The 24,255-nt window shown below is 46.9% G+C and carries 31 protein-coding genes and 1 riboswitch; of the genes, 3 read left to right on the forward strand and 28 right to left on the reverse strand.

Annotated features, from left to right (window positions below):
* Position 1 precedes the first annotated feature (1 nt).
* From VP472_RS11050 to VP472_RS11070, 5 genes are all read right to left on the reverse strand, one after another.
* Entirely contained in the window at positions 2-592 is a 591-nt protein-coding gene (locus VP472_RS11050) for a nucleoside recognition domain-containing protein (RefSeq protein ID WP_003153385.1), read from the reverse strand.
* Entirely contained in the window at positions 580-1,731 is a 1,152-nt protein-coding gene (locus VP472_RS11055; RefSeq protein WP_003153383.1) for a D-alanyl-D-alanine carboxypeptidase family protein, read from the reverse strand. Before VP472_RS11055 ends, VP472_RS11050 begins: the two co-directional genes overlap by 13 nt.
* Before the next feature lie 112 nt (positions 1,732-1,843).
* The gene (locus tag VP472_RS11060) at positions 1,844-2,329 is read right to left on the reverse strand and encodes a DUF3907 family protein (protein WP_003153380.1); all 486 of its coding nucleotides are present in this window, start codon (positions 2,327-2,329) and stop codon (positions 1,844-1,846) included.
* An 89-nt stretch (positions 2,330-2,418) separates the two neighbouring features.
* A complete protein-coding gene (gene scpB, locus VP472_RS11065) occupies positions 2,419-3,012 on the reverse strand; it encodes an SMC-Scp complex subunit ScpB (protein WP_003153378.1) in 594 nt (197 codons plus the stop codon).
* Positions 3,002-3,757, reverse strand: a complete 756-nt coding sequence (locus VP472_RS11070; protein WP_003153377.1) for a segregation/condensation protein A — start codon at positions 3,755-3,757, stop codon at positions 3,002-3,004. The genes scpB and VP472_RS11070 overlap by 11 nt, the downstream gene beginning before the upstream one ends.
* Before the next feature lie 207 nt (positions 3,758-3,964).
* Here VP472_RS11070 and VP472_RS11075 point away from each other — a divergent pair, with 207 nt between their 5' ends.
* Both VP472_RS11075 and VP472_RS11080 read left to right on the forward strand, forming a co-directional pair.
* Complete coding sequence (locus tag VP472_RS11075; protein ID WP_003153376.1) at positions 3,965-4,054, forward strand: YjcZ family sporulation protein; 90 nt, start codon at positions 3,965-3,967, stop codon at positions 4,052-4,054.
* A gap of 87 nt (positions 4,055-4,141) precedes the next feature.
* On the forward strand, positions 4,142-4,663 hold the full coding sequence (locus VP472_RS11080) for a DUF309 domain-containing protein (RefSeq protein ID WP_077722539.1): 522 nt from the start codon (positions 4,142-4,144) through the stop codon (positions 4,661-4,663).
* 65 nt (positions 4,664-4,728) lie between these two features.
* Here the strand turns inward: VP472_RS11080 and ribT are convergent, their stop codons facing one another.
* The 9 genes from ribT to VP472_RS11125 form a co-directional block, all read right to left on the reverse strand.
* The gene (gene ribT, locus VP472_RS11085; RefSeq protein ID WP_003153373.1) at positions 4,729-5,103 is read right to left on the reverse strand and encodes a GNAT family N-acetyltransferase RibT; all 375 of its coding nucleotides are present in this window, start codon (positions 5,101-5,103) and stop codon (positions 4,729-4,731) included.
* A 115-nt stretch (positions 5,104-5,218) separates the two neighbouring features.
* Positions 5,219-5,683, reverse strand: coding sequence for a 6,7-dimethyl-8-ribityllumazine synthase (gene ribH, locus VP472_RS11090; protein ID WP_003153372.1), 465 nt, complete (start codon positions 5,681-5,683; stop codon positions 5,219-5,221).
* A gap of 32 nt (positions 5,684-5,715) precedes the next feature.
* Positions 5,716-6,912: a bifunctional 3,4-dihydroxy-2-butanone-4-phosphate synthase/GTP cyclohydrolase II gene (locus tag VP472_RS11095; protein WP_003153371.1), complete on the reverse strand. Its 1,197-nt coding sequence runs from the start codon at positions 6,910-6,912 to the stop codon at positions 5,716-5,718.
* Positions 6,913-6,926: 14 nt separating this feature from the next.
* Positions 6,927-7,574, reverse strand: coding sequence for a riboflavin synthase (ribE, locus tag VP472_RS11100; protein ID WP_007409425.1), 648 nt, complete (start codon positions 7,572-7,574; stop codon positions 6,927-6,929).
* Positions 7,555-8,670 carry a bifunctional diaminohydroxyphosphoribosylaminopyrimidine deaminase/5-amino-6-(5-phosphoribosylamino)uracil reductase RibD gene (ribD, locus tag VP472_RS11105; RefSeq protein ID WP_071391670.1) on the reverse strand — a complete coding sequence of 372 codons (1,116 nt, stop codon included), beginning with the start codon at positions 8,668-8,670 and terminating at the stop codon, positions 7,555-7,557. Before ribD ends, ribE begins: the two co-directional genes overlap by 20 nt.
* Before the next feature lie 131 nt (positions 8,671-8,801).
* A riboswitch (FMN riboswitch) is annotated at positions 8,802-8,948 on the reverse strand.
* Between the two features lie 119 nt (positions 8,949-9,067).
* Positions 9,068-9,412, reverse strand: coding sequence for a hypothetical protein (locus tag VP472_RS11110; protein ID WP_003153366.1), 345 nt, complete (start codon positions 9,410-9,412; stop codon positions 9,068-9,070).
* A gap of 247 nt (positions 9,413-9,659) precedes the next feature.
* Complete coding sequence (lepB, locus tag VP472_RS11115; RefSeq protein ID WP_101562239.1) at positions 9,660-10,235, reverse strand: signal peptidase I; 576 nt, start codon at positions 10,233-10,235, stop codon at positions 9,660-9,662.
* Between the two features lie 80 nt (positions 10,236-10,315).
* Positions 10,316-10,807, reverse strand: coding sequence for a CcdC protein domain-containing protein (locus VP472_RS11120; protein WP_070082052.1), 492 nt, complete (start codon positions 10,805-10,807; stop codon positions 10,316-10,318).
* Positions 10,808-10,955: 148 nt separating this feature from the next.
* Positions 10,956-11,387 (reverse strand): peptidylprolyl isomerase, encoded by a 432-nt coding sequence (locus VP472_RS11125; RefSeq protein ID WP_003153363.1) that lies wholly within the window; start codon positions 11,385-11,387, stop codon positions 10,956-10,958.
* Positions 11,388-11,671: 284 nt separating this feature from the next.
* Between VP472_RS11125 and VP472_RS11130 the strand changes: the two genes are divergently transcribed.
* Positions 11,672-12,571, forward strand: a complete 900-nt coding sequence (locus tag VP472_RS11130; protein ID WP_003153362.1) for a DUF1002 domain-containing protein — start codon at positions 11,672-11,674, stop codon at positions 12,569-12,571.
* A gap of 44 nt (positions 12,572-12,615) precedes the next feature.
* Here the strand turns inward: VP472_RS11130 and lysA are convergent, their stop codons facing one another.
* The 14 genes from lysA to deoB form a co-directional block, all read right to left on the reverse strand.
* Positions 12,616-13,935: a diaminopimelate decarboxylase gene (lysA, locus tag VP472_RS11135; protein ID WP_065180565.1), complete on the reverse strand. Its 1,320-nt coding sequence runs from the start codon at positions 13,933-13,935 to the stop codon at positions 12,616-12,618.
* Between the two features lie 124 nt (positions 13,936-14,059).
* On the reverse strand, positions 14,060-15,541 hold the full coding sequence (locus VP472_RS11140) for a spore germination protein (protein ID WP_003153360.1): 1,482 nt from the start codon (positions 15,539-15,541) through the stop codon (positions 14,060-14,062).
* The gene (locus VP472_RS11145) at positions 15,495-16,103 is read right to left on the reverse strand and encodes a stage V sporulation protein SpoVABEA (RefSeq protein WP_102422741.1); all 609 of its coding nucleotides are present in this window, start codon (positions 16,101-16,103) and stop codon (positions 15,495-15,497) included. The genes VP472_RS11140 and VP472_RS11145 overlap by 47 nt, the downstream gene beginning before the upstream one ends.
* Positions 16,104-16,106: 3 nt before the next feature.
* On the reverse strand, positions 16,107-16,457 hold the full coding sequence (gene spoVAE / locus VP472_RS11150) for a stage V sporulation protein AE (protein ID WP_003153356.1): 351 nt from the start codon (positions 16,455-16,457) through the stop codon (positions 16,107-16,109).
* Positions 16,458-17,474: a stage V sporulation protein AD gene (gene spoVAD / locus VP472_RS11155; protein ID WP_146277115.1), complete on the reverse strand. Its 1,017-nt coding sequence runs from the start codon at positions 17,472-17,474 to the stop codon at positions 16,458-16,460.
* A gap of 11 nt (positions 17,475-17,485) precedes the next feature.
* Positions 17,486-17,938, reverse strand: a complete 453-nt coding sequence (spoVAC, locus tag VP472_RS11160) for a stage V sporulation protein AC (protein ID WP_003153353.1) — start codon at positions 17,936-17,938, stop codon at positions 17,486-17,488.
* Between the two features lie 12 nt (positions 17,939-17,950).
* Positions 17,951-18,376, reverse strand: coding sequence for a stage V sporulation protein AB (locus tag VP472_RS11165; protein WP_003153350.1), 426 nt, complete (start codon positions 18,374-18,376; stop codon positions 17,951-17,953).
* Positions 18,366-18,986, reverse strand: coding sequence for a stage V sporulation protein AA (locus tag VP472_RS11170; RefSeq protein WP_003153349.1), 621 nt, complete (start codon positions 18,984-18,986; stop codon positions 18,366-18,368). The genes VP472_RS11165 and VP472_RS11170 overlap by 11 nt, the downstream gene beginning before the upstream one ends.
* Positions 18,987-19,111: 125 nt before the next feature.
* The gene (gene sigF / locus VP472_RS11175) at positions 19,112-19,879 is read right to left on the reverse strand and encodes an RNA polymerase sporulation sigma factor SigF (protein ID WP_003153348.1); all 768 of its coding nucleotides are present in this window, start codon (positions 19,877-19,879) and stop codon (positions 19,112-19,114) included.
* 11 nt (positions 19,880-19,890) lie between these two features.
* On the reverse strand, positions 19,891-20,331 hold the full coding sequence (gene spoIIAB, locus VP472_RS11180; RefSeq protein ID WP_003153347.1) for an anti-sigma F factor: 441 nt from the start codon (positions 20,329-20,331) through the stop codon (positions 19,891-19,893).
* The gene (gene spoIIAA, locus VP472_RS11185) at positions 20,328-20,681 is read right to left on the reverse strand and encodes an anti-sigma F factor antagonist (protein ID WP_065180567.1); all 354 of its coding nucleotides are present in this window, start codon (positions 20,679-20,681) and stop codon (positions 20,328-20,330) included. The genes spoIIAB and spoIIAA overlap by 4 nt, the downstream gene beginning before the upstream one ends.
* A gap of 95 nt (positions 20,682-20,776) precedes the next feature.
* Positions 20,777-21,946 carry a D-alanyl-D-alanine carboxypeptidase family protein gene (locus VP472_RS11190; RefSeq protein WP_003153342.1) on the reverse strand — a complete coding sequence of 390 codons (1,170 nt, stop codon included), beginning with the start codon at positions 21,944-21,946 and terminating at the stop codon, positions 20,777-20,779.
* A gap of 136 nt (positions 21,947-22,082) precedes the next feature.
* Positions 22,083-22,901 carry a purine-nucleoside phosphorylase gene (locus VP472_RS11195; protein WP_003153340.1) on the reverse strand — a complete coding sequence of 273 codons (819 nt, stop codon included), beginning with the start codon at positions 22,899-22,901 and terminating at the stop codon, positions 22,083-22,085.
* Between the two features lie 11 nt (positions 22,902-22,912).
* A complete protein-coding gene (gene deoB, locus VP472_RS11200) occupies positions 22,913-24,097 on the reverse strand; it encodes a phosphopentomutase (RefSeq protein WP_146277117.1) in 1,185 nt (394 codons plus the stop codon).
* Positions 24,098-24,255: the final 158 nt, after the last annotated feature.

Genomic DNA, 24,255 nt, shown 5'->3' on the forward strand with positions numbered 1-24,255 from the left:
CTTACCTCCCTTTTCTTTTGCGGCGGTACCAGAAGTAGCGGTCAATGAAAATCGCGCCGATCCCCGAAATTAAAGTCGCTAAGATGGTCGGCCCGACGATATCGGTCGGTGATTTCGCCGAATAAGCCATGCGCACGGCAATGACGGTTGTCGGTATCAATGTAATACTCGAAGTATTTACCGCCAAAAAGGTAATCATGGAACGGCTGGCCTCAGACTTACCTCCATTCAGCTTTTTCATCTGCTCCATGGCTTTAATACCGAGCGGTGTCGCCGCATTTCCCAGTCCGAAAAAGTTTGCCATGAGATTTGATAAGATGTATCCCATCGCCGGATGATCAGGGGGAATATCGGGAAACAGCTTAGAGATAAACGGGCGGCACATTCTGCTGAATATATCCAAAAGGCCGGACTGCTCGGCTATTTTCATCAGGCCGAGCCAGAAGACGAGGACGCTCATTAATCCGAACGAGATCGTAACCGCTTCTTTCGCTCCTTTAAAAACAGCTTCATTCACATCCTGCAAGGTACCGTTAAACATCGCAAAGACAAGTCCGATTACCGTCAGACATACCCAGATTAAATTGACCATGACGAACCGCCCGCCGCGCTCATAAACAGGCTCGTAAACGTCTCAATGAAATGCTTTTTCGGTTTTTTATGGCGCTCGTTTTCATAATAGACGGGAATCTTGGCGATCACTTTCCCATCATGCATAACAGTCATCCGGCCGACGACATCAGGAATGAGAGAGGCGTCCTTTTTCCAGGCTTTTTTCGGTTTTATTAAGGTTGTGCGGATTTTTACATCGTCGATTTCATCCTCTTTTAATAAATATTTGACATCCCGGGCAATAAAAGCGTGTTTTCCGTAAAACGTCTTTTTCAGCTTCGGGATGCCGCCTTTTTTAGCGACGACATAGGTTTTATAGTGCTCAAAGACATAATTAAACATATTCATATGGTCATCCCAGTCATCCGGATCATTTATGGTGACCGCGATGAGATCCGTTCCGTCTTTTGAAGCCGTCGAAACGAGCGTCCGTTTCGCGATTTTTGTGTAACCCGTTTTTCCGCCTGTGCTGTAACGGTAGAGCCCAGTCAGAAGCTTGTTTTTATTTTTCCATACCCGGTCCATCGTTTCCGCCTTATACACTTTTGTGCCTGAAACGGTCCGGTATTCCTTGATTTTCATCGCGTATTTAGTCAAAAGCGCCATGTCATACGCCGTTGAATATAAATTTTCATGGTCGTCCAGCCCGTGCGGATTTTGAAATTTTGTATTTTCCATCCCGATTTGCTCGGCTTTTTTGTTCATCATAAATACAAAACCGTCAAGGCTTCCGCCGACATATTCCGCTATTGCCGCAGCGGCGTCATTTCCTGATCTCAGCATAAGCCCGTAAACGAGATCTTTCAGCTTTACTTTTTGTCCCGGCTGAAGATAAATGGCTGAGCCTTCCGTTTTTACGGCATTCGGGGAAACCGTCACGGTCTCTTCCATCTTCCCTGATTCAATCGCCAGCACCGCCGTCATGATTTTCGTAATGCTTGCAATCCGCCGCTTATGATGTTCATCCTTGGCGAATAACACCCTGCCAGATGCTCCGTCGATAATAATCGCGCTTTTTGCGCTGACATGTATTTGGGCATGTGCCGTATTGCCGTCTGTAATGGAAAAAAGAATAACAAAAGTCAAAAGAAATACGGCAGCTTTTTTGAGAAAGCGCATGAATGCTCACGTCCTTGTTGTGGGTTTGTACAAGTTTATGCGCCTGTCCATGACTTATGAATACCAATTGCATCACTTTCACATAAAAAAACTCTCCCAAAAGGAAGAGTTTTTATCTGACTGATGCCATATTTGAGCCTGATGCTTCATATTGCGCCAATTCTTCCCGCATCCGCAGAAATTCACTGCTGAGCGAAAGCAGAAGGCTCCGCAGCGAATCCGGCACTTGCTGGTAGAATTCAATCGCGCTTTGGCCTGTATAAGCGGCGCGGCTGTTTTCGTACCATGTATCCTTTTTCGGCATGAAAAACTCTTCCACGCACTGATGATACACTTTATACAGCGTTTTTTCCGCTCTCACCTCATGAAACGGCTCCTGCATTAAGAGCCGCCGGCAGGCTTCCTGGGCGCCTTCGCAAAAGACGGTCATCCTCCTCAGCACACTGAGCACGTCGCGGCAGTATGCCTCATCCGCCTCTCCTTGAGCCCGCATCTCCGGCAATGTTGTATGATTTAAATAGCTGCTGACCATCGTGACAACCTCGGCTAAAAATTCACCAGTTTCTTCAGTATGGGCCCTCACAATCGAATTTCCCATTTCCGTCCGTTTCCTTCCTCTCTTGTACGTCGTCATTTGCGTCATTCATCAATGGCCTTTCCCTACTATCGTATGATGAAAAACGATTATTATTTAATATCCTCAAAAGTTTGGTTGAAGTTTTCAAAGAATAAATCGGCTTCCTCCTGGAGAACGTCTTCCTCCGCATTTTCAGGAAGCGGCGGGAGCTCCTCCAATGTCTTTAAGCCGAATTGTTCAAGAAATACCGGTGTCGTGCCGTATAAAATCGCCCGGCCGGGACCGTCGGCGCGGCCCACCTCACACAGCAGCGCTTTTGACACGAGGCTGTGCAGAATCCGCTCAGACTTCACGCCCCGGATATCTTCAATTTCCGCCCGTGTGATCGGCTGCTTGTACGAAACGATCGCCAGCACTTCCAAAGAAGCCTGTGACAGCCCTTTTGACGGCACTTCGATTAGTTTTTTCAAATAAGGCACGAATTCTTTTTTCGTTCCAAGCATATACGTATCCGCATATTCGGTAAGCTCGATGCCTCTGTCGTCTTCCTTGTACTGAGCGGCCACTTCTTCCATGATTCCGGCCAGTTCCGCTTCTTCTATTTCAAGCACCGTCACCAATTGCTTTTTGGTCAGTCCTTCATCACCCGCCGCATACAGCAGGGCTTCCACAATCGCTTTCCAATTCACGATATCAAACGCCATGAATGGATTCACTCCCCGTAATGTATATATCTGAAAAGTTTTCTTCCTGTTCAATGATAATCTGCTGATTTTTCATCAGTTCCAGGACTGCTAAAAACGTCACGACGAGATGGTCCCTTTGCCGAGAAGGAAAAAGCTCCGTGAAGTTTATTCTTCTCCCCGCCGTTTTTAAACTTTTTACGATTTCTTTCATTCTGTCTTCAATCGGTATTTCCTGTCTTGTAATGGTCGTTTCTTTCGGCCGCGTGATTTTTTTACGCTGAAGCACCTTTTGAAACGCGCCGATCATGTCATAAACGGTCACCGACAGTTTCTGCTCGGTCTGTTTGATTTCTTTTGCATACTCACTTAAATCACTCGGCGGCTTTGTAAATGACTTTTGTCTTTCTTCTTCCCGCTCTTTTAAATCCTTCGCAGCGGTTTTATACTTTCTATACTCAATCAGCTTTTCAATCAGCTCGTCCCGAGGGTCTTCTTCTTCAAGCATTTCGTCTTCAAACAGCTCTTCCTCTTGTTTCGGAAGCAGCATTCTGCTTTTAATGCTGAGAAGCGTCGCCGCCATGACCAGATATTCACTGGCGACATCAAGTTCAAGCTCTTGCATTGTATGTACATATAATAAATATTGTTCAGTAATGGTTGCCACGGGTATGTCATATATGTCGATTTCAAGACGGTTAATCAGATGAAGCAGCAGGTCCAATGGGCCTTCAAACGTATCAATTTTCACTTGATATTCTACCATTATCTCACCATTTTCAGTATCACTCTCATTGCCGGAAAAACTGGCTACCCTTTAGTATAATCCACCGAAATGCTCTCGTCCAATACTTTTATACACGTCCTCCGTTATTTAGAAAATACTGAAAAAGAAGATATACGCCTATACCTTTAAAGGCGGATGCACATATGATAGCCGTGTAAACTTGAAACAAAGGGAGGCTGATTTCACATGAGCGGAGCTTGTTTCGGCGGAGGTTTTGCATTAATTGTCGTTCTGTTTATTTTGCTCGTTGTCGTAGGGGCATCTTACATCTGCTAGTTCCTCAGGCTTCAGACACCAAGCCGCTCTTTTTTCCTTTTCATAGCGCTGTGGTACACTGGTTTTAGCATAAAAGGAGGAAGCGGCTTGTATCCTAAAGCTTATATCGGCTTTTTGGCCGAATTTCACGCATCAAGAGATTATTTTGAGTGTCATGAACTGTTAGAGGAACATTGGAAAGAAAGCCCGGCTGAAAAGCGGAGCATTCATTGGGTCGGCCTGATTCAGCTTGCCGTCGCTCTGTATCACCAGCGCAGGGGAAATGAAGCCGGGGCGAAACGGCTGATTGCCAACAGCTTACGTATTCTGCGGTCTGAAAAGCAGGCGGTCTGTTCTCTCGGGCTCAGCCATCCGAAGCTGATTGAGCTGATAGAAACGCTGTCAGACGATATAGAAGCGGGCCTGCCTTACAGAAGTGTTATGCTTCCGATTACAGATGAAGCCCTGAAAGAAGCATGTCTTGCCGAATGCCGCCAAAAGGGTTATACATGGGGGCAAGACGGCGTATCAGATACCTTTCTTATTCATAAACACCGCCTGCGGGACAGGACGGATGTCATTAAGGAACGCGAACGGGAAATGGAGAGAAGAAAAAAAAGCAGAGGCTGACGGTCAGCCCTGCTTTTTCTATATCAAAACAGCTCCCGAAACCGTGAAGATTCCGGGAGCATTTGTCAGTTATTATATGAGATATCCTGATCTTTTTGATGTTGACAGCGTTCAAAAAAGCTTTGCGTTAATTCATTCGGAACGAGTGCCTCCGTTTTGAACAGACGTTTTAAGGCGTCCATCATTTGCTTTCCGATTCCTTGATGGCGGTGAGAAGGATTCACGCTGATATGCCGGATTTCAACCTCTGAGTCCTTTTTTTCGACTCCGATCGCTCCGACGATATCTTCATCCTCTTTCCAAAGAAAGAGCTGGCGGCCAGTATCCGTTTCATAGTCCTTTATTGTCTGCTGAAGCTGCTTGAGATCTTTTTCATTCGGCATAAATGACAGAAGACCCATCGCAATCTTTTCAAACGATTTTTTATAACGAATTAACATAAAAACCCCTCTATATCCAAAATGTCCATTCATGTCCTATCAAACGGATACATAAGGCGATCCGTTTTCTCACATTATATCATTTTCGCCGCGGTTTTAAACGCTTTTCAACAAATTATTCAAATGAGCGGTTTAAATTTGCCATTTCAATGGCAGATACTGCGCAATCCGCTCCCTTATTTCCGGCTTTTGTTCCGGCTCGTTCGATGGCCTGCTCAATGGTTTCAGTCGTCACGATGCCGAAGATAACCGGGACGCCCGTCGCCGTTCCCGCCTGGGCGATGCCTTTTGCCGCTTCATTGCAGACATAGTCGTAATGCGTTGTCGCTCCTCTGATAACCGTGCCGAGCGTAATGACGGCATCGTATTTTTTCGTTTCCGCCATTTTCTTTGCCGCAAACGGGATTTCAAACGCTCCCGGCACCCAAGCGACGTCAATGTCGTTTGATTCTACACCGTGGCGAAGCAGCGTGTCTTCCGCTCCGCTTAACAGCTTGCTCGTTATAAATTCATTAAATCTGCCGACGACGATTCCGATTTTAAGTCCTGTTCCTACTAGGTTTCCTTGTATGATATTCATATGTTATCCATCCTTTTTTGTGAGATTTGTTTTTAGAAATGGAGCAGATGTCCAAGTTTTTTCATTTTGGTCTGTAAATACTGTTTGTTATGCTCACTCGCTTCCATTTGAAGCGGCACCCGTTCTGAAATGCTGAGACCGTATCCTTCGAGGCCGGCGATTTTCCGGGGGTTATTGGTTAAAAGTTTCATATGCTGAACCCCTAAGTCGCGGAGAATCTGGGCGCCGATGCCGTAGTTGCGCAGATCAGGCAGAAAGCCGAGCGCTTCGTTCGCTTCAACCGTGTCGTACCCTTGTTCCTGCAATCGGTACGCCTTCAGCTTATTGATTAAACCGATTCCTCTGCCTTCCTGGCGCAAATACAATAGAACGCCGCGGCCTTCTTCAGCAATTTGCGCAAGCGCGGCATGAAGCTGAGGTCCGCAATCACAGCGATGGGATGCAAACACATCGCCCGTCAGGCATTCTGAGTGCACTCTGACAAGAACGGGTTCGCTGTTAAACGGGACATCCCCCATGACAAAGGCGAGATGTTCTTTTCCGTCAACCTCGTTTGTATATCCGTAAACTCTAAACGTGCCGAAGTCAGTCGGCAGCGTAATATCAACTTCTCTGTTCACAAGTGTCGTAATGTTGTAACGGTACTCTATTAAGTCTTTTATCGTAATCATTTTCAGCTGGTGGCGTTCGGCGATTTCGGCTAACTCCGGCACTCTGGCCATTGTGCCGTCTTCATTCATAATTTCACAAATGACGCCCGCTCCCTGAGATCCGCAGGCTTTTGCAAGGTCAACGGCTGCTTCCGTATGGCCCGCCCGCTTCAGGACGCCTCCTTTTTTTGCGATTAAGGGGAAAATGTGGCCCGGACGCTGAAAATCGTCAGACACAGATTCCTCGTTCAACAGCGCCTGAATGGTAAAAGAACGTTCTTGAGCGCTGATGCCCGTTTTTGTCAGCCTGTGGTCAATACTGACCGTAAAGGCGGTCTCATGTGAGTCCGTATTATGATCGACCATCGGGTGAAGATCCAGCCGGCCGGCGATGTCTTCAGACAGCGGCGTGCAGATCAGGCCTCTCCCATGGGTCGCCATAAAATTCACCACTTCAGGCGTGGCATGCTCAGCCAGCGCTACGAAATCTCCTTCGTTTTCTCTGTCTTCATCATCGACAACAATGATGACTTCACCTTTTTTCAGCGCCTCTAACGCCTCTTCTATCGGATGAAACATATCGATCTTCCTTTCTAAAAGCCGTTCTCGCTTAAAAAGGCTTCCGTGATAGTTTGATTGCTTTTCGTTTGTTCTGTTTTGTGCAAAAAGCGGTATAAGTATTTGCCGATCATGTCACACTCAATATTTACGGTTGATCCGACTGTTTTCGTCTGAAAAATCGTTTCTGAGATGGTATGCGGAATGATGGATACCGTCACGCTTTCGTCTGATAGACCGAAAATCGTCAGGCTCACGCCGTCTACCGTAATTGAACCTTTCAATACGAGCGTTTTTGTCAATTCCGGCGAAAGTTTTAAATCGTAATAGACCGCGTTGCTTTTTTTCTCGATCCGCGTAATTTCCGCCGTTCCGTCCACATGCCCTGATACAAAGTGGCCGCCGAACCGTCCGTTGGCGGACATCGCTCTTTCCAGGTTTACTTTACTGCCTTTTGACAAGCCGTTCAGCGAAGTGGCTTTCACTGTTTCCGGCATGACATCAACCGTAAATTGATTGTCAGAAAATCCGGTTACGGTCAGGCAGATGCCGTTTACCGCAATGCTGTCGCCAAGCTTCACATCACTTGTCACTTTTGAAGCGGCGATGGTTAATGCCATGGAAAGGCCTGTCTTTTTGATTGCTTGGATCGTGCCTGTTTCTTCAACGATTCCTGTAAACATCGTCACCATCCTTTCCATCTTTAGGTATGGCCGTCAGTTTTATATCCGGCCCGATTTGGGTGATTTGTGTGAATTGTAAATGGGGGACATCTTTCATTGATTGAAAACCTTCACCGGAGATCAAGCTGGGAGCAAGCGTTCCTCCGATTAATTTAGGGGCGAAATAGAAATGAAGCTCTTGGAAACAGCCTTCCTTGACAAAACTTCCGTGTACGGATGCTCCGCCTTCCACATAAACGGACATTATGCCGTTTTCAGCGAGAATACTGAGCACCTCAGGGATGTGAATGCGGTCTGTTTCCAGCGGAAAAACTTTTATTCCGAGTGCGGTCAGCCGGTCTTTCTTTTGCACGTCTGCACCTTTGGCCGTAAATATCCATGTCGGCGCAGCGCCGTCAGTGAGCACATTTGCCGTTTCAGGAATGGTCAGCTTTGTATCGAGAATCACTCTGACCGGCTGCTTCACCGCATCAGGAAGCCTGCAGGTCAGGCTCGGATTATCGGCTTTGACTGTGCCTGCTCCGACAAGAATGCTTTGATGCGATTTCCTGTATTGCTGGGCATCAAGCCTTGCCGCCTCTGATGTAATCCATTTGCTGTCACCTGTTTCAGTCGCTGTTTTCCCGTCAAGGCTCGCGGCCGCTTTCAAGGTGACATACGGAAGTCCGGTCCGCATGAAGTGAAGAAACATTTTATTCAGCTCTTCTGCCTGCTGCCTGAGAAGTCCGGTTTTCACTTCGATGCCCGCTGCTGCCAGCATTCCGATGCCTTTTCCGGCTACAAGCGGATTCGGATCTTTCACAGCAATGAACACCCTTTTTATCCCCGACTTTATTATCAGTTCGGCGCATGGCGGTGTTTTTCCGTAATGGCTGCAAGGCTCCAGCGTCACATACAAATCGGCGCCTTTTGCGTGTCTGCCGGCCATATTAATCGCGTGAACCTCGGCATGCGCTTCTCCGTATTGCAAATGGGCGCCCATTCCGACGATCTGTCCGTTTTTGACGACGACAGCGCCGACAAGAGGATTGGACTGTGTCTGTCCTTCACCGCGTCTGGCAAGTTCTATTGCCGTATTCATATAATATTCATCCATCGTTATCCCTCCCTTCTTCCACGCAATTTGGCGTCAAAAAAGCCCCGAATGTTTACACAGTTCGGGGCTTTGCCAGTTTTAATCCATAGGAAATAAGACTATACAGCAAGTTTATTTTTTGCATAGCTTCTCTCATCCTTCTCCCATCCAGACTTTCACTGTCGGCTTCAGCTTTTCACTGAATCCACCGTATACAGATGCATACGGGTCACGGGCTGTAAAGCGCAAAGCGCCTTATTACCGCCGGTCGGGATTTTCACCCAGCCCCGAAGGATACAATCAATATTTTTTTGTCCTTATCCGCTATTATAACATCCTTTGCGGCAGGCGCAATGAATTTGCACCTCATTATTCAGAAAAATAAAAAGCGCCCTTTTCCCATAAAAGGCGTCTTTATTTATTCGTTCACTTTGACGACCTTCAATAAGCCGTCAATCCGGTTTGATTTGCTGAAGTACGCTTTAATCTTATCACCTTTTTTCACATCGGAGAGATCCTGTTTCAGCTTGTCGCCGTTAAAAATAATTTTTGTGCCGTTCGCTGCCGTACCGTGATACTCAGTTCCTTCGATTTTCGTAATTTTATATGTTTTGACTGTATATTCTTCTTTTTCCTGGGACAGGGTTTGTCCGATTGCAGTCGGCACGTCTTTCAGTTCAATATCGTTTATGACCATATAACCGCCCGCTAATAACAGCAGCAGTACAAGTAAAATGGCTGCTTTTGTTTTAATTCTTCCCATTTTTCTACCTCCAGCCCGTATCAATCTATTCATTACTATGTCATATTCCTTTTTTTCATGAATAGAAAACCGTTCTTCCCTGCGTGAGTTATTCATATAACGTTTCATAAAGGGAAGATGTTTCATGTATCTGTAAAACTTTCTATCTATTAAATAGATATACGAATTTATGTTCTGTTTTTGAGGGTGGAGAGATAAATTTATATAAAAAAAGCAGTTTTCTCATGAAGAAAACTGCCTGTACGGTTTATTTCGTCTTGCGAATTTCGTTAAACGGGAAGAAGACGAATTTTGATGTGCCCGCTATTTGTTTTTTCGTAAAAAGACCGAGGCCGTTGCGGCTGTCCATAGATTCTCTGCGGTTATCACCCATGACGAAATATTTGTCGTCCGGCACTTTCACCGGGCCGAAGTCTTCTGTCAGCCGGTCATAGCCGTCTTGCTTCGCCTTGTTCTTGTTTGCCGCTAAATACGGTTCGGACACTTTTTTGCCGTTGATATACAGCTGATCGTTTTTCATTTGCACCGTGTCGCCGGGAAGTCCGATAATCCGTTTGACATAGTGCTCATTTTCTCCGTTCAGCACGACGATCTGGCCGCGTTTGAAGTCGCTTATGTATTTGACCGTCATATTGACAAAGATTCTCTCGCGGTCATGCAGCGTCGGATCCATTGATCTTCCATCAACGAGATAAGGGGCAAATAAAAAGTTTCGGATGAGCAGTGCCAGAACGACAGCGATGATAATGGCTTTCGCCCAATCAAGTACGGCGCTTTTTTTAGAAGTTTTTTCTTTTTCTGATTTCAAGTGATTTCCTCCCATTAGCCATGGTCGTTTTTATTTTACCATGAATCCCTGCACAGAGGGCAAATAAGCCCCGCACCCCATCCATTTTTTTCATTTTATAAGCCGGATCTGCTGATTTTACGGTATTTCACGAAGCTTCCGATCCGCCAAATACATAAATACACAAAAGCAAGCTCCATCGTTAAAACGGCGAATTCCGCCGCGTCAATGTTTTTGAAATATTGGCTGAGCGCGATACGGATCGCAATAATCGCGATAATGACATATTTAAAGTTTTTATTCCGCTTGGAGTAGACAAAGCCGTCTTCCCGGATTTCATAGGCGGTTTGCGACAGCATGATGACACCGAATACCGCGCCTAACAGTCCGGCGATGGCGAGCTCCCAAAGAGCGGGAAAATGAAACGGCTTTCCCGGGATATTCATGAGCTGGCTGATACTGAATGTGAAAATGACGGCGATAATCAAAAGCGGGAGAATGATGCCGAAGCCGCCGCCTTTAATCGGCCTGTTTCCCTTTTTCACCCTGAACCAAATCATAAGTGCGAGAATGATAATGACAAATAAAACGGTTGCCAATTGAACCAACGTTTCTACCTCTTTTCATTGTTGTAATCGGTCTTTTTCACTATACCAGAATGATCACCGATGTTCATATATGTATTTTTTCATGATTTACACATGAGAATTTTCATGTACATAAAAAACCCGCCTGAAAAAGGCGGGTTTTCTGTCATTATCCTTCTACACGGATTTCTTTCATTTTGTCTCCGTTAGACATGTTTTTCGCATGCTCTAAACCGCTTGTCACTTTTCCGAATACAGTATGAACGCCGTTTAAATGCGGCTGCGGCTCATGTACGATGAAGAATTGGCTTGAACCCGTGTCTTTACCGGCATGCGCCATTGATAAAGAACCGGCTTCGTGTTTATGCGGATTGCCTTCTGTTTCACATTTGATCGTTTTTCCGCTTCCGCCCATGCCTGTCCCAGTCGGATCTCCGCCTTGGCTGACAAAGCCCGGAATCACGCGGTGGAAAATAACGCCGTCATAAAAGCCCGTATTCGCCAAATTTTCAAAGTTAGCGACTGTATTAGGCGCTTCATTCGGATAAAGTTCAAATTCGATTCTGCTGCCGTTTTCCATTTCGATGTAACCAGTTTTCATTCTCATTCCTACTTCCGTATTGTTTTTTGTCAAAGCCTTCTTCAATATGAATTTCAATTGTAAGCCGGCTTTCTTTTTGATATTCTTTTGAAGGAAGAGGCCTCTGCTCTTCTTTTCGCGGCTATTATACCACACCTTCAGCCGGAAAACGAATCTCCCCGCTTCCGCAGAAAGAAAATGAAACCAGAACAGCTTCACAGCCGTCTATGTATCGGAACTGCTTCACGCAGGTCCTCACAAACCGCTTCAAAACGGCATTTGTGAAAAGAAGGAGGTTAACCGCTTTGAAAAAAATGTGGATTGGATTGCTGGCGGCGGCCGTTGTATTGTGCACAATACCGAAAATCAGCCTGGCCGATGCCGCAGTCGGAGATGTCATCGTCACACTGGGGGCGGATCTGTCAAACGAAAACCGTCAGAAAGTGCTTGACGAATTAAATGTCCCTGATAACGCGACAAAAGTGACGGTCACAAATAAAGAAGAACATGAATATCTGGGAAAATATATATCGAACGCCCAAATCGGCACAAGAGCCATCTCTTCGTCATCCATTACGGTGGCAAAGAAAGGGTCCGGGCTTGACGTTAAGACCCATAATATCGATTCCATTACGGATGAAATGTACTTAAACGCCCTGATGACAGCAGGAGTGAAAGATGCGAAAGTATACGTGACGGCGCCGTTTGAGGTATCAGGCACCGCAGCATTAACGGGAATCATCAAGGCATATGAAGTCTCATCAGACAAAGCAATTTCAGAAGATGTAAAACAGGTCGCCAACCAAGAGCTTGTCACCACTTCAAATCTCGGGGATAAAATCGGGGATAAAAACGCCTCCGCGCTTATCGCAAACATTAAAGATGATTTCGCGAAAAACGGTGTGCCCGATACAAAAGAAGGAATCGAGAAAAAGGTCGATGATGCGGCTTCAAACCTTAATATTACACTGACTGACGCTCAAAAAGACCAGCTCGTTTCATTGTTTAATAAAATGAAAAATGCAAAGATTGATTGGGGCCAAGTCGGCAGCCAGCTCGATAAGGCAAAAGACAAAATCACGAAGTTCATTCAATCCGATGAAGGCAAAAGCTTTGTTCAAAAAGTTATTGATTTCTTCGCTTCGATTTGGAATGCGATCGTGTCTGTATTTACAGGAGACAGCGGATCAAGTTCTGACAGCTGAACGCAAAAAGAGACCGGACGCCATTGTTCCGGTCTCTTTTTTATTTATTGTTTGACCCCCGTCTTAAACGGCAGATCCAGTTTTACAATGTCTTCATAAGTTTCTCTTCTAATGACAAGATGCGCTTCGCCGTCTTCCACAAAAACGACGGCGGGACGCGGAATGCGGTTGTAGTTGTTAGCCATGCTGTATCCGTACGCTCCCGTGCAGAAAACGGCGAGAAGATCGCCTTCTTTCACTTCCGGAAGGTCTATATCCCAAATGAGCATATCCCCGCTTTCACAGCACTTACCCGCGATGGATACCGTTTTGTCGTGATGTTCTCCGATTCTGTTTGCCGATACGGCTTCATATTTCGCCTGATACAGCGCAGGACGGATATTATCGCTCATGCCCCCGTCAACCGCTGCATATTTACGGGTGCCGGGCACTTCTTTTTGCGAACCGATGGTATAAAGCGTCGTTCCGGCGTCTCCGACGAGCGAGCGTCCCGGTTCAATCCAGATCTCCGGAATGTCAAAAGCGTGCCGCGCTGCGTTTTCTTTTACCGCTTCGATAATTTTTTCCACATAAACGGCGGGATGAAGGGGTTCATCCTCTTCCGTGTAGCGGATGCCGAAGCCGCCCCCTAAATTCAGCACTTCAGAGACAAAGCCGAATGATTCTCTCCATTCATTCAGTTTTGCGAAGATTTTTTCTGCGGCCAGCACAAAGCCCGCCGTATCAAAAATTTGCGATCCGATGTGGCAGTGAACGCCGAGAAGGCGGATATGGTCTGACTGCAATACTTGTTCAATCGCCTTTTCTATTTGCCCGTTATGCAGATCAAAACCGAATTTGGAATCTTCCTGCCCCGTTGTAATATAATCATGCGTATGGGCCTCTACCCCCGGAGTGATCCGGAGAAGCACATCCATTGTGCGCCCTGATTTGCGGCACAGTTCCGCGAGTAAGGATATTTCATAAAAATTATCAACGACGATGCAGCCGATTTGATGATCGAGCGCCATTTTCAACTCTTCTTTGCTTTTGTTGTTGCCGTGAAAATGAATCCTGTCAGCCGGAAAACCAGCCGCAACCGCCGTGAACAGCTCTCCGCCGGATACAACGTCCAATGAGAGCCCCTCCTGCTCAGCGAGCTGTATCATCGCAACGGAAGAAAACGCCTTGCTCGCGTACGCGACCTGCGCCTTTAAATCCGCGTCAATGAATGCCTGTTTAAAGCTTTTAGCGCGCTCACGTATTAAAGCCACATCGTAAACATAAAGAGGCGTGCCGTAATGCTCCGCTAAATACAGCGCGTCCACACCTCCGATTTCCAAATGACCTAGTTTGTTTTGTCTGCTTGTGCCATGTAAGAACAATGCTCATTCCCTCTTTCTGATCCGCCTATGGGTGAAAAGGACAGCTTCTTTTGAGCTGTCCTTATACAAGTCCCGTATAAGTTAAGACATACAATATCATAATCTTCTGTCGGTTTCAATGCGATTATGAACCGCTTGGCTGTCTTTGACGGTCTTTCGGGTGAACAATGCTCGGTCTGACTTTCGCTCCCGGCACTGTCGTCCGGACGAGCACCTGCCACAGCGCCTTGCCGTTAAACGGTAAAAACGGCCATAAATACGGCGTATGAAACGAGCGGATATTCGCCATTATGATCAGCAGCAATGTAAAGCCTATCACAAAGCCTTTCACTTGGAAAATGGCCACGAGCACCATTAAGATGAGGCGTATCATTTTATTGGCGAGGCTGAGCTCATAGCTCGGCGTGGTAAATGATCCGATGGCGGCGATCGATACGTACAGAATCACTTCTGCTGAAAACAGCCCCACCGCTATGGCGATTTGACCGATCAGCACCGCCGCAATCAGACCCATGGCGGTGGATAAAGCGGTCGGCGTATGGATCGCGGCCATCCTGAGAAACTCAATCCCCAAATCGGCCAAAAAGATTTGCAGAATGATCGGGATATGCGTATTTTTATTTAAACCGATAAAATCCAATCTTTCAGGCAGAAGAGACGGTTCAAGAACAAAGAGGAACCAGATCGGAAGCAGAACCGTTGAAGCGATAATACCGAAGAACCTGATCCATCTTAAAAATGTTCCCACTGAAGGCGCCTGCCTGTATTCTTCCGCATGCTGAACATGGTGAAAAATCGTTGTCGGCGTTATGATCACGCTCGGTGACGTATCAACGACAATGATGACGTGCCCTTCCAAAATGTGATTGGCGGCCACATCCGGCCGCTCCGTGTATCTGACCATCGGAAACGGGTTGTAGCCCTGTTTGACGATGAATTCTTCCACCGTTTTATCAGACATCGTCAATCCGTCAATGTCAATCGCATTCACTTCGTTTTCGACGATGCTGACAAGGTCCGGATCTGCGATGTCTTCTATATACACAATGGCAAGATCGGTCTTAGAGCGCTCGCCGACTTTCGTAATTTTGACGCGGAGCCTTTCGTCCCTGATTCGTCTTCTGATCAATGCTGTATTAATAACGATATTTTCGATAAAACCGTCTCTTGCCCCGCGGACGACCTTTTCCGTATCCGGTTCTTCCGGTGTGCGTCCGGGGTAACTTCTGACGTCAACGATAAAGGCGAAGCCCGCGTCTTCAACGATAACGGCCACAAGTCCGGAAAGCACTTGATCTGTTGCTTCGTCGAGCGTTTTGACTTTTTGAACCTGCTGATTGACAAGCCTGTTTTCAACAACGTCAATCGCTTCATCCGCATTCTCATCATAATTATTAACGTCGACGAGCTGTTCCATTAAATGAATGATAAACAAAGTATCGGTTAATCCGTTGACAAAGTAAATCTGGACTTCCCGGTCTAATACTCGAACTTTGCGGACGCCGACATCATAGCTCGTTCCCATACCGACGCGGTCTTTAAAAAATTGTTCATTTTTTCTAGGATCCCGGTATACCTTGATCATATTTTCCGGTTTTTCCGGCATGGCTTTCGCTCCTTTCTAAAATGAATTCGACCGCCTTCATCGTAATCGGCGAGCCTTTGGATATGTCATCTTTTCTCCCCATCTTTCCTATGTCGCCGATGCCCACAATGAGGGGAACGTCCAATTTATCCAGACAATACACCGTATCTCCGTTCATTCTGTGCTCGTCCATTTCTCTCATTCCGGTTTTATCGACGCCATACTCCGTCACTTCTCCATCACGGTCAATGGAGACATCGACTTTCGTCCATTCAGCCTGATGGGTCTTAGAAGCGACCGCAATCACCCCCAGCACTTCAATGTCCTGATGTGAGGCGACATATTTCAGCGCCGTTTCGCCCGGCCCTTCCCCTTGCAGGCCTGAATCGTCAAACATGACAAACACCGGGTCATTCGGCGCGGCTTTAATCAGCTGAACAAGTTCGGGGCCGCTTCTGGTTGACGGATTGCCCTTTGATTGGGAAATACACCGTCCGCCTGCTTTTTCCGCGGCATATTCAATTGTTTTGGCGGCGTATACGTCCCCGTCTGTCACAAGAATGACCTTCCGTTTCGTCATCAGGCATTATCCTTTCGGTTTAAAAATAATGGCTACAAGAAATGCGAATAAAATCGCTGAAGATATACCGGCGGAAGTAAGTTCAAAAATCCCCATGGCGATCCCGATAAATCCATGCTCGTGAGCTTGATGCATGGCGCCGTGCAATAAGCTGTGACCGAAGCTGACGATGGGAACCGTCGCGCCCGCACCTGCAAATTCGATAAATTTGTCATATATTCCGAACCCATCCAACAAGGCGCCGATGACGACAAAAGTTGTCATCACATGGGCGGGTGTCAGTTTAAAAATGTCAAGCAGCAGCTGACCGATAATGCATATGATTCCCCCGCAAACAAAAGCCAACAGATATTCCATTTATGATGCACCTCCCGCCCGCTCAAATACCACACCGTGCGCGATGGTCGGAATGGTTTCCTTCTGCTGGATCATTGTCGGACTTAAAAGCGCACCTGTCGCGACAACGAGCACCCTGTTCAGAGCCCCTGCTTTTAATTGATTAAAAATATGTGTGTACGTAACAAGCGCGGAGCAGGCGCAGCCGCTTCCGCCCGCAAACACCTGCTGGTCCGGCGTATAGATGAGAAGACCGCAGTCATCGTGTTTCGTTCCGACGGGATAGCCTTCTTCTTTGAGCAAATCTTTCACGATCGGCGAGCCGACGCCTGAAAGGTCTCCCGTTAAAATCAGATCATAATCATCCGCCGTGCGGTTTAAGTCCTGCAGGTGCTGTTTGATTGTGTCGGCGGCAGCTGGCGCCATGGCGGATCCCATATCGAACGGATCTGTTATTCCGAGGTCGCTTACTTTTCCCACTGTTGCGCTTGTAATCTTGATATCAGAAGGGTTTTGGCTGATGATGACCGCCCCGCCCCCCGTGACCGTCGAAGTGGCGGTATCCGGTTTTTGCCCGCCATACTCCGTCGGATTACGGAATTGCCGTTCTGCCGTCGCGTTATGGCTGCTCGTGGCTGCGATCGCCCGGTTCGCAAAACCGCCGTCAATGAGCGCGGATGCGACGGCAATCGTTTCCATTGATGTCGAACAGGCGCCGAACAGACAGAGGAACGGAATTTTCAGATGTCTGGCGACGTAGTTGGCGGTCACATTTTGATTTAAAAGATCCCCCGCGAGTAACAAATCAATATCGCTCTTTTTCAAATTCTGTTTTTGCAAAGCTGAGTTGATGGCATCTTCCATTAACTGACGTTCCGCCATTTCCCAGTTTTTCTGATTGCAATGCATTTCATCGTATGTCTTATCAAACAGCGAACCGAGCGGGCCGTCTTTTTCTTTCGGTCCGGCTGCCGTCCCCGCCGCATTTACAAATAACGGGTTTTCAAACACCCAGGTTTGCTTTCCGGTTAATTTCATTTTTTCTCCTCCTACGAAAACAGTTTTTCACAAGCAAACCGTATCAGGCCTACGATATAGGCTGCCACGACGCCGAATACAATGACGTTTCCCGCCAATTTAAACATGTTTGTCGCTACTCCGAGCACGAGTCCTTCACTTCTGTGTTCCAGAGCCGCGCTTGTCATACTGTTTGCAAAACCCGTCACCGGCACGGCTGAACCCGCTCCGGCAAACTGCCCGAGTCTGTCATAAATGCCGAATCCGGTCAAAAGAGCGGAAATTAAAATAAGAGTGGCGGCCGTCGGGTTGCCCGCTGTTTTTTCATTAAAATTAAAAAAGTGGATGTAAAAGTCTTGAAGAGCCTGCCCGATCAGACAGATCAAACCGCCGATCAGAAAGGCTTTGACGCAATTCCAAACATATGGCGGTTTCGGCTGATAGTCTTTCACTTTTGTTTTGTAATTTTCTTTTAAGTTTGTCACGTCGGTTCCTCCTTATGAATGATGGATAAAATACAGCCAATGAAATAAAGAGCCGGCTATTTTGCCGAACACAATGGCCATCAGCAATATGATGATTTTGCTGCCGAAGCCGATCCGTTTGGCAAGAATGGGAAGCACATTCAGCACTTCTGTAAGCGCTGCGGCCAGCATGCCGATAAACATGCCGGCCAAAAGCCCGACCGGAACGGCCAGCCATTCAGATAAAAAAAAATGATTCATATTTAAGGTTTCCCAGCCGCCGAACACAGCTCCTGAAATAACAGCTCCTTCGTAGGCCTGTACAAAGCGCATTGTCTTTGTCAGCTGCATAAGGCGGGGGACGATTCCCATAACGGTTAAAAAAGCCACAAAGCCCGCGCCCACGGTCAGCCCTCCGCCAAGCCCGACAAATATAACGAAAAGAATGCTAACGATCATGCAGATCTTTCATCGTCTCTTCATTTTCGTGCATTGCAACATAATGATCGAGATCAAGCTGATAATTAAACATTTCGACTTCCAGCGGGCTTGGCTCTTCATTCAGGCGTTTTTTGAAGATGTGATTAAAAAAGACGATCATTCCGAGACCGAGGCCGATGCTGTATGGAATCTGAAGCAGATACGGGTATTCATTCCGTTCGCCCGTTATGATTTCATATAAGGCGATATGAACTTCTCTCATACTGACATCTTCATGAAAATTCATAATGGCAAGACATGAACCGATAAAAAGCAGGAGCCAGACACCGACGAATAAAACGGCTGACAGCTGCTTTTTCTGGTAATGGATTTCCACTATCGTTTCAGCGCCGCCGACGGTCTGTACATCAAGCGCGGGAAAAGCGGTATGAATGGTTTTCAGCACTTTTATGATGTCCAGCACGACGATATTTTTGTCTTTTTTCGTGACCTTATACAGCGGCAGTGCCGACAGTTTTTTTTTCAGCTTTTGCTGTCCCGCAATCTGCGCGGCGTCGCCGACTGTGATGATATCTCCGGTATGAGCCTTCACGCGGTGGCGAAGTCTGAGAAATATTCGTCTTTCCACTTGCATCACCATCTTTCGGGTGGTTATATATGTAGTATGTGGTTCACTTTTGTTCTCATTCATCAGCGGCAAAAGACCATAAATTACCACCGATGCACAAATAAAAAAAGCCGGCCCGTAAAAGGTCAGCTTTCCGTATGATCCATCTGCACTTTAATCTGCTTTAATATTTTTTTCTCCAGCCTCGATACCTGAACTTGGGAAATCCCGAGCCGTTCGGCTACTTCCGACTGTGTCTGATCTTTATAATATCTCAGATAGACAATGAGTTTTTCCCGTTCTTCCAAATCACTGATCGCTTCCTTGAGGGCGATTTTGTCAAACCACTTCTCTTCTGAATGATCAGCGATCTGATCAAGCAGGGTGATCGGGTCTCCGTCATTTTCATACACGGTCTCATGAATGGATGAAGGCGCCCGCACCGCTTCCTGCGCAAGCACCACATCCTCCGCATCAATTTCTAAATGATCCGCAATTTCCTGGACGGTCGGCACTCTTCCGTATGTTTTTGACAGTTCATCTTTCGCCCGGCGTATTTTATTGCCGAGCTCTTTTAAAGATCTTGATACTTTGACGGTTCCGTCATCGCGGATGAAGCGCTGGATTTCTCCGATAATCATCGGCACGGCATAAGTTGAAAAACGGACATCATAGGACAAATCGAATTTATCAACGGATTTTAATAATCCGATACAGCCGATCTGAAACAGATCGTCCGGCTCATAGCCTCTGTTTAAAAACCTTTGAACGACGGACCACACAAGACGCATGTTTTTTTCTATGAGGAGGTCTCTTGCCTGCTGGTCGCCCTCTTGGCTCTTTTTGATTAATTCTTTGACTTCATGGTCCTTGAGCTGCGCGTTTTTGCTGTTTTTCTTAACCTCCACATCCATAACAAATCTCCTTAATTACAAAGCGCTTTGCTTTTTGATAGGTGTTTTGTTAAGCGTATCGTCGTTCCCATCTCCGGCGAAGAATCAATCGTGACATCATCCATGAAGTTTTCCATAATGGTAAAGCCCATACCGGAGCGCTCAAGCTCGGGTTTTGTCGTAAAGAGCGGCTGGCGCGCTTCCTCAAGATCCGTGATCCCGAGGCCTTCGTCACGTATGGTCAAATAGACGACATGATCCTCCAGCGTAACGGAGATGTACACCTTTCCGTCGCAGTTTTCTTCATAGCCGTGGATGATTGCGTTTGTTACCGCTTCTGATACGACGGTCTTGATTTCCGTCAGCTCATCCATCGTCGGGTCGAGCTGCGCGATAAAAGAAGCAACTGTTACGCGCGCAAACGATTCGTTCTGACTGAGGGCTGAAAATTCAAGATGCATCTCGTTTTTCATGATGCCACCCCCAACGTTAAAAGCGCTTTTTGTTCCGATTGTTCGAACCTGATGATTTTAAACAGGCCGGACATGTCAAACAGGCGTCTCACCGCGGGCGAAATCGCGCACACGACCATTTCTCCGCCGAGCTGTTTAATTTGTTTATAACGCCCTAAAATCACGCCGAGGCCGGAGCTGTCCATGAAGGTAAGATCTTCAAGGTTCAGCACAATGTGACGGATGCCGTCAGCCTCCAGCGATTCAGTAACCCTTTGTTTTAATGATTCTGCCGTATGATGGTCGAGTTCACCTGTTAATCGAATACAAAGCACGGATTCTTTGACATGAAAGTCAATTCCAAGGCTCATGCTCATTCCTCCTTGATATGATCGGATAATGAGTGTTTCGATTTTTGGGAAAGCAATTCCTTCACTATGACAAAACTAGTGCCCGTTCGCCACGATTATTTAAATTTTGTCCAATCTCCCATCGTCCGCTTCAGAAAAGTGAGAAAACCCGCTTTTTCCATGTCGTCTTTTGCCGTGACCGGGCTTTCAACGAGCACCTTTCCGTCTTTTTTCAGAACGAGGCTGCCGAGCACCTCTCCTTTTTTAACCGGAGCCGTTACATTGCCGTTGATTTTCACTTCTTTTTTTACTTTGTCCATGTTCTCTCCCTTTTTGGCCAGAAGAGAGATCGGCTCAGATGTGGTCAGCTTGATCAGTTTCTGTTTTCCTTTTTTCACTTTTACCGTTCCGACGATTTGATTCCGTTTGTACAGCGGGTGTGTTTTGAACTGGCTGAAGGCGTAATCAAGCATTTTGGTCACTTGGGCATTTCTTTCTTTCGGGGTGCTGGCTCCGAAAACGACAGCGATGACCCTCATATTTCCTTTTTTAGCGGTAGCGGTTAAACAATACTTCGCTTCGCCTGTAAAGCCCGTCTTCACGCCGTCTACACCCGGGTAAAATTTGATCAGCCGGTTTGTATTGACGAGCCAGAACTTTTTGTCTGTATTTTCTCTTAAATAATCCTCATACGTTCCCGTAAATTGAGTGATTTTATCGTACTTTAATAATTCCTTCGCCATTTTCGCCATGTCATAAGCAGAGCTGTAATGGTCTTTTTCAGGCAGTCCCGTCGGGTTTTTGAAGGAGGTATCTTTCAATCCCAATTCTTTTGCTTTTTTGTTCATCCGGCTGACGAAATCCTCTTCTGAACCGGCGATATACTCCGCCATTGCGACAGATGCGTCATTTCCGGAAGCTATCGCAATTCCTTTGAGCATTTCTTTTACCGTCATTTCTTCTCCGGGTTCAAGGAAAATCTGTGATCCGCCCATAGACGCGGCGTGTTCACTCGTCCTGACTTTATCGCTCATCTTTATTTTCCCTTTGTCAAGCGCTTCCATGATTAAAAGCATGGTCATGATTTTTGTCATGCTTGCCGGCGCCAGACGCTCCCGGCTGTTCTTGTTATAAAGAATGCTTCCCGTATCGCGTTCAATCAGCACGGCGCTTTTGGCTTCATGAGCGAGCTCCGATGTATGTTTTCCGTCCGGCTTTGCAAAAGCGGACGGTGCTGATGCCGTTAATAAAATGCCAATCAACAAAGTGGATATAAGACGTTTCATCTCCAAAGCCCTCCATTTCATAATCCTTTTTATTTTTTCCAAATCCGGTGGTTTTATACGCCTCATCTGGAAAATGTTTCGTGTTGAGGGCACAAAAAAACAGCTGCTTCCGAAGAAACAGCTGACTTATGCTGACTTATTTTTGAGATCGTGCGACTACGGCTTTGACAAGCTTCAAAAAGCCGCCTTTTACTTTTTCCGTCATTTCCATTACTTCTTCATGGGATAACGGCTGGTCAAGAATACCTGCCGCCGCGTTGGAAATGCATGAGATGCCGAGCACGCGCATCCCCGCGTGGTTGGCGACGATGACTTCCGGCACGGTCGACATGCCGACAGCGTCAGACCCCATCGTTCTTAAAAACCGAACCTCAGCAGGCGTTTCGTAAGACGGCCCCGTAACAGCTGTATACACACCTTTTTGAACAGGAATGCCCAGCTCATCGGCCGTTTTTTCAGCCAAGCTTGACAGCTCTTTGTCATAGGCTTCTGACATGTCCGGGAATCTCGCTCCGAATTCAGCTTCGTTCGGCCCGATTAACGGGTTGGTGCCTGTAAAGTTGATATGGTCTGTAATAATCATCAGATCGCCGGCGCGGAATTCAGTGTTGATACCGCCGGCTGCATTCGTCACGACGAGAGATTCAACGCCGAGCGCTTTCATCACGCGGACTGGGAATGTGACCTGATCCATTGAGTAGCCTTCATAGTAATGAAAGCGGCCCTGCATCGCGATGACCTGCACGCCTTCAAGCGTTCCCATCACAAGCTGGCCGGCATGGCCTTCTACCGTTGAGACCGGAAAATCAGGGATCGTTTCATATGTAAGCTTGACAGCTCCTTCAATTTCATCGGCCAATACGCCGAGCCCTGACCCTAAAATCAGACCGATCTTTGGTGTTTCTTTCACGTGTTCTTTAATAAATGCAGCAGCACGTTCGATCTTTTGTTTCAAAAAAAGTCCCCCTACTGTAATCTTGATAAAAAGCTTTTTCCGTATTCCGGCTTTTCCGTTTTGAAATTATCCGCAATGGTTGCGCCGATATCGGCAAATGTATCCGCAAGCGGCAGCTGTTCAGTGTGTTTGTGCTTTTTGCTGTAAACAAGAAGCGGCACATACTCCCGCGTGTGATCCGTGCCGTGATGGACAGGATCATTGCCGTGATCCGCAGTGATGATCAGCAGATCGTCTTCTTTCATTTTTTCAAACACTTCCGGAAGCCTCGCGTCGAATTCCTCGAGCGCTTTTCCGTACCCTTCCGGATCGCGGCGGTGTCCGTACAGCGCGTCAAAATCAACGAGGTTGGCAAAGCTCAGGCCCGTAAACTCTTCACCGAGCGTTTCAATCACTTTGTCCATGCCATCCATATTAGATACCGTGCGGCGGGAAGATGTAATGCCTTCTCCGTCATAAATATCAGAAATTTTGCCGATGGAAATGACGTCTAATCCGCTGTCTTTCATTCCGTTCATTACCGTGCGGCCGAACGGTTTGAGCGCATAATCATGACGGTTCGGCGTGCGTTTGAAGCTGCCCGGTTCTCCGACGAACGGTCTTGCGATAATCCGGCCGACCATGTACTTCGGATCAAGCGTCAGTTCTCTGGCCGTTTCACAGATGCTGTACAGCTCTTCCAGCGGAACGACATCTTCGTGAGCCGCAATCTGCAGCACGGAATCTGCTGATGTATAAACGATCAGCGCACCCGTTTCCATATGTTCTTTTCCGAGCTCGTCCAGAATCGCCGTGCCTGAAGCCGGCTTATTTCCGATGATTTTCCGTCCTGAACGCCGCTCAAGTTCCCGAAGAAGTTCATCCGGAAATCCTTCCGGGAACACTTTAAACGGTTTTTCAATGTAGAGGCCCATAATCTCCCAGTGCCCCGTCATCGTATCTTTCCCGTTTGACGCCTCCTGCATTTTTCCGTAGTACGCAAGAGGGTGCTCCGTTTTTTCCACGCCCTTAATGTCTCCGATCAGTCCGAGACCGAGCTGCGCCATATGGGGCATATGTAAGCCGTTCATGTGCTCTGCGATGTGTCCGAGCGTATTTGCGCCTATATCATTAAAATCGGCAGCGTCCGGCGCTTCACCGATTCCGACAGAATCCATTACGATCAAAAATACCCGGTTATATTTGTATTCAGACATCATAAAAGCCTCCTTTTCTTCCATCTGTCCATTGTAGCTTACAGAGGTCAGACAACTCAAGTATAAACCGTTTACATTCTTGTTGACAATGCCGATTCAAATAATTAGAACCTTCTCTGTATTCCGCCAATCCGGCAAAAAAAGCCGCGGCCCCTCCG

The organism is Bacillus sp. MT(2024) (genome assembly GCF_036362845.1).
Classification (GTDB): domain Bacteria; phylum Bacillota; class Bacilli; order Bacillales; family Bacillaceae; genus Bacillus; species Bacillus velezensis.

What these genes read in the sequence shown, in the direction of transcription:
- VP472_RS11050 (WP_003153385.1), bottom strand. Translation starts at nt 592, where the DNA reads ATGGTCAATTTAATCTGGGTATGTCTGACGGTAATCGGACTTGTCTTT.
- VP472_RS11055 (WP_003153383.1), bottom strand. Translation starts at nt 1,731, where the DNA reads ATGCGCTTTCTCAAAAAAGCTGCCGTATTTCTTTTGACTTTTGTTATT.
- VP472_RS11060 (WP_003153380.1), bottom strand. Translation starts at nt 2,329, where the DNA reads ATGGGAAATTCGATTGTGAGGGCCCATACTGAAGAAACTGGTGAATTT.
- scpB (WP_003153378.1), bottom strand. Translation starts at nt 3,012, where the DNA reads ATGGCGTTTGATATCGTGAATTGGAAAGCGATTGTGGAAGCCCTGCTG.
- VP472_RS11070 (WP_003153377.1), bottom strand. Translation starts at nt 3,757, where the DNA reads ATGGTAGAATATCAAGTGAAAATTGATACGTTTGAAGGCCCATTGGAC.
- VP472_RS11075 (WP_003153376.1), top strand. Translation starts at nt 3,965, where the DNA reads ATGAGCGGAGCTTGTTTCGGCGGAGGTTTTGCATTAATTGTCGTTCTG.
- ribT (WP_003153373.1), bottom strand. Translation starts at nt 5,103, where the DNA reads ATGTTAATTCGTTATAAAAAATCGTTTGAAAAGATTGCGATGGGTCTT.
- ribH (WP_003153372.1), bottom strand. Translation starts at nt 5,683, where the DNA reads ATGAATATCATACAAGGAAACCTAGTAGGAACAGGACTTAAAATCGGA.
- VP472_RS11095 (WP_003153371.1), bottom strand. Translation starts at nt 6,912, where the DNA reads ATGTTTCATCCGATAGAAGAGGCGTTAGAGGCGCTGAAAAAAGGTGAA.
- ribE (WP_007409425.1), bottom strand. Translation starts at nt 7,574, where the DNA reads ATGTTTACAGGAATCGTTGAAGAAACAGGCACGATCCAAGCAATCAAA.
- ribD (WP_071391670.1), bottom strand. Translation starts at nt 8,670, where the DNA reads ATGGATGAATATTATATGAATACGGCAATAGAACTTGCCAGACGCGGT.
- VP472_RS11110 (WP_003153366.1), bottom strand. Translation starts at nt 9,412, where the DNA reads ATGGGAAGAATTAAAACAAAAGCAGCCATTTTACTTGTACTGCTGCTG.
- lepB (WP_101562239.1), bottom strand. Translation starts at nt 10,235, where the DNA reads ATGGGAGGAAATCACTTGAAATCAGAAAAAGAAAAAACTTCTAAAAAA.
- VP472_RS11125 (WP_003153363.1), bottom strand. Translation starts at nt 11,387, where the DNA reads ATGAAAACTGGTTACATCGAAATGGAAAACGGCAGCAGAATCGAATTT.
- VP472_RS11140 (WP_003153360.1), bottom strand. Translation starts at nt 15,541, where the DNA reads ATGCCGGAAAAACCGGAAAATATGATCAAGGTATACCGGGATCCTAGA.
- spoVAE (WP_003153356.1), bottom strand. Translation starts at nt 16,457, where the DNA reads ATGGAATATCTGTTGGCTTTTGTTTGCGGGGGAATCATATGCATTATC.
- spoVAD (WP_146277115.1), bottom strand. Translation starts at nt 17,474, where the DNA reads ATGAAATTAACCGGAAAGCAAACCTGGGTGTTTGAAAACCCGTTATTT.
- VP472_RS11165 (WP_003153350.1), bottom strand. Translation starts at nt 18,376, where the DNA reads ATGATCGTTAGCATTCTTTTCGTTATATTTGTCGGGCTTGGCGGAGGG.
- sigF (WP_003153348.1), bottom strand. Translation starts at nt 19,879, where the DNA reads ATGGATGTGGAGGTTAAGAAAAACAGCAAAAACGCGCAGCTCAAGGAC.
- spoIIAB (WP_003153347.1), bottom strand. Translation starts at nt 20,331, where the DNA reads ATGAAAAACGAGATGCATCTTGAATTTTCAGCCCTCAGTCAGAACGAA.
- spoIIAA (WP_065180567.1), bottom strand. Translation starts at nt 20,681, where the DNA reads ATGAGCCTTGGAATTGACTTTCATGTCAAAGAATCCGTGCTTTGTATT.
- VP472_RS11190 (WP_003153342.1), bottom strand. Translation starts at nt 21,946, where the DNA reads ATGAAACGTCTTATATCCACTTTGTTGATTGGCATTTTATTAACGGCA.
- deoB (WP_146277117.1), bottom strand. Translation starts at nt 24,097, where the DNA reads ATGTCTGAATACAAATATAACCGGGTATTTTTGATCGTAATGGATTCT.